Below are 2,463 nucleotides of genomic sequence, written 5' to 3' on the forward strand. Positions count from 1 at the left end.
GCGCTGGCTGTTTCGATACAGTTAATGGATGACCCGAGCGTCCCCTTTAAATAACTGAGACAGATCGATAGTGAATATCGTCACTGTCGGACGTTTAGGCAGAGCATTTTCGATCGAAAACTCTGGCCCAGCTGGAACGAGGGGGAAGTGAATAGCAGTCGGCCACGTTGACGAAGCTTCATTACCGCCCGGCTCAGATATTGAGAAAGAAAACGCAGGTAAACGGGTCATAACACTTACCTCAAATGACTGATTAGCGGGCTCAAGCGAGCCCGCTTAGATTTTGCAATGTTATTGTTATTTTAACGCTTACTTAATCACTAACGGTTGATGACGTTAGATATCAAGTTCTTTGTCTTCAACGTGGTTGGTGATCATCGCTTCAGTGGTGATCATCAAGCCAGCAACAGACGCAGCGAATTGAAGCGCTGAGCGTGTTACTTTCGCAGGGTCCAAGATGCCCATTTCGATCATGTTGCCGTATTCACCTGTTGCAGCGTTGTAACCGTAATCGGAATCACCAGATTTGACAGCGTTCGCCACAACAGAAGCTTCGTCACCTGCGTTAGTTGCGATTTGACGAAGAGGCTCTTCCATTGCACGTAGCGCAACTCGGATACCCACGTTTTGGTCATCATTGTCGCCTTTTAGATCCGCCAATTCTTTCGCGATCTTAGTTAGGGCAACACCACCACCAGCAACAATACCTTCTTCAACCGCTGCGCGAGTAGCGTGTAGTGCATCGTCCACGCGATCTTTCTTCTCTTTCATCTCAACTTCGGTTGCAGCGCCGATCTTGATCACCGCTACGCCGCCAGAAAGCTTCGCAACACGTTGTTGAAGCTTGTCTTTATCGTATTGAGAGGTGGTTGTTTCGATTTGTTTTTCAATCGAAGCCACACGATCAGCAATCGCGCTTGCTTCTGCTGCGCCACCCACAATGGTTGTTGTGTCTTTGGTGATGGTCACTTTCTTCGCACTACCTAGTTGCTCTAACGTTGCTTTTTCGAGCTCTAGGCCGATTTCTTCAGAGATGACCGTACCAGCAGTTAGTACCGCAATGTCTTCCATCATCGCTTTACGGTTGTCACCAAAGCCAGGCGCTTTCACCGCGGTCGCACGCACGATGCCGCGCATGTTGTTCACAACCAATGTCGCTAGCGCTTCACCTTCGATGTCTTCAGCAATGATCAATAGCGAGCGAGAAGATTTCGCCACTTCTTCTAGTACAGGCAATAGCTCGCGGATGCTGCTGACTTTTTTGTCCACCAATAGGATGTAAGGGTTGTCTAGCTCGACGCTGCCATTTTCTTGGTTAGTGATGAAGTATGGCGACAAGTAACCGCGGTCAAATTGCATACCTTCAACCACAGACAATTCGTTGTTTAGACCTTGGCCTTCTTCAACCGTAATCACGCCATTGCGACCCACTTTCTCCATCGCTTCTGCAATGATTTCACCGATCGCGCGATCGCTGTTTGCAGAAATGCTACCCACTTGGGTGATAGATTCTTTGTCGCTGCATGGCTTAGACATTTCACGTAGTTTCTCAACCGCCGCTTCAGTGGCTTTGTCGATACCACGTTTTAGGTCCATTGGGTTCATGCCAGAGGCTACCGCTTTAAGACCTTCATTGATGAAAGATTGCGCCAGTACGGTAGCGGTCGTTGTACCGTCCCCCGCTTCATCATTCGCTTTGGACGCCACTTGTTTCACCATTTGTGCGCCCATGTTTTCGAACTTATCTTTCAGTTCGATTTCTTTCGCTACAGACACGCCATCTTTGGTGATGGTTGGCGCGCCGTAAGATTTATCAAGCACAACGTTGCGGCCTTTCGGGCCTAGTGTCACTTTTACTGCGTCCGCCAGTAAGTTCACACCTTTCAGCATTTTTTGACGTGCGTCATTAGCAAATAATACGTCTTTTGCAGCCATGGTTATCTCCTCAAAAAACTACTACAAAAATAATTACTCAACGATTGCTAACACATCAGATTCGGACAGAATTAAGTATTCTGCGCCGTCAATTTTCTCGGTTTTCACGCCGTAACCGTCATTGAAAATGATTTGGTCGCCCACTTTGACTTCCATCGCAGCGCGTTCGCCATTTTCAAGACGTTTACCTAAACCAACAGCAATGACTTTCCCGCGGTTTGATTTTTTCACCGACTGAGAAGTTAAAACGATTCCCCCTTCAGATTTATTTTCCACCTCTTGTCTTTCAACAATTAGCTTGTCATTTAAAGGACGAATTTTCATTTTTAAGTGCCTCCTACTTGGAACCAAAAATAAAAGACAAAATAAACATCAAGATGGATTTGCGAGTCGACAGCTCGCTTTCGATGAAAATAATAAGGTCGAAAAATGAGAGTTCAAGAGGTGAATTTGATAAAAATTTTTTATTAAATTAAATAAAATTTCCTATCGAATTATCGCATTCACAACCACTTAGCATCTCTTTAT

General features: G+C 45.9%; 3 protein-coding genes. All 3 read right to left on the bottom strand.

Features of this window, described 5'->3' with window-relative positions; all coding sequences use genetic code 11:
- Positions 1-21: 21 nt before the first annotated feature.
- On the bottom strand, positions 22-231 hold the full coding sequence (locus CAG68_RS00165; protein WP_005373984.1) for a hypothetical protein: 210 nt from the start codon (positions 229-231) through the stop codon (positions 22-24).
- Positions 232-336: 105 nt separating this feature from the next.
- A complete protein-coding gene (groL, locus tag CAG68_RS00170) occupies positions 337-1,935 on the bottom strand; it encodes a chaperonin GroEL (protein ID WP_064354510.1) in 1,599 nt (532 codons plus the stop codon).
- Positions 1,936-1,968: 33 nt separating this feature from the next.
- Positions 1,969-2,259, bottom strand: coding sequence for a co-chaperone GroES (locus CAG68_RS00175; protein ID WP_005373989.1), 291 nt, complete (start codon positions 2,257-2,259; stop codon positions 1,969-1,971).
- Between the last annotated feature and the right edge of the window lie 204 nt (positions 2,260-2,463).

The organism is Vibrio sp. V42_P2S4T144 (genome assembly GCF_009904715.1).
Taxonomy (GTDB): Bacteria; Pseudomonadota; Gammaproteobacteria; order Enterobacterales; family Vibrionaceae; genus Vibrio; species Vibrio alginolyticus.

Excerpts from the sequence above, each read along its gene's own strand:
- CAG68_RS00165 (WP_005373984.1), bottom strand. The coding sequence starts at position 231 with ATGACCCGTTTACCTGCGTTTTCTTTCTCAATATCTGAGCCGGGCGGT.
- groL (WP_064354510.1), bottom strand. The coding sequence starts at position 1,935 with ATGGCTGCAAAAGACGTATTATTTGCTAATGACGCACGTCAAAAAATG.
- CAG68_RS00175 (WP_005373989.1), bottom strand. The coding sequence starts at position 2,259 with ATGAAAATTCGTCCTTTAAATGACAAGCTAATTGTTGAAAGACAAGAG.